This window comes from Polaromonas sp. P1_G2 (genome assembly GCF_056405515.1).
The window spans coordinates 1-404 of record NZ_JBFUBY010001436.1; the positions used below are offsets into that span (position 1 = coordinate 1).

At 62.9% G+C, this 404-nt stretch carries 1 protein-coding gene; it reads right to left on the bottom strand.

Features of this window, described 5'->3' with window-relative positions:
* Positions 1-404, bottom strand: a 404-nt coding sequence (locus AC1D0P_RS30950; protein WP_477680225.1) for a calcium:cation antiporter, incomplete at both ends; no start/stop codon positions are given.

A 404-nucleotide genomic window follows, 5' to 3' on the forward strand; every position in this document is an offset into this window, starting at 1 on the left:
GGCCTGTACCGAGCGTCAGCGTGCTGACGAACAGTGTCAGGGCCAAAAGCGTCATGTTGGCGGAGGAGATCCCGAGCACGAGGTCCTTGCCGAGGACGAGCGAAACCACTGCCACGGTCGGAATTGTCAGGCCTATACTGGCGATCGCCGAACCGAGCGCCAGGTTGATGCTGTTTTGCAGCTGGTTGCGGATCGCTGACTTTGCCGCGGCTATCCCCTCGGGCAGCAGCACGATCGCGGCGATGACCACGCCGACAAAGGCTTTCGGCAATCCGGCCGCGGCAATGCCGCGATCGAGCGGATAGGAAAGCGTCTTGGCCAGCAGGACAACGACGACAAGCGAGAGCAGCAGCAGGCCGAGCGAGATGAGCGCCACGCCATTCGGCGGCTTGTCGATATGCACC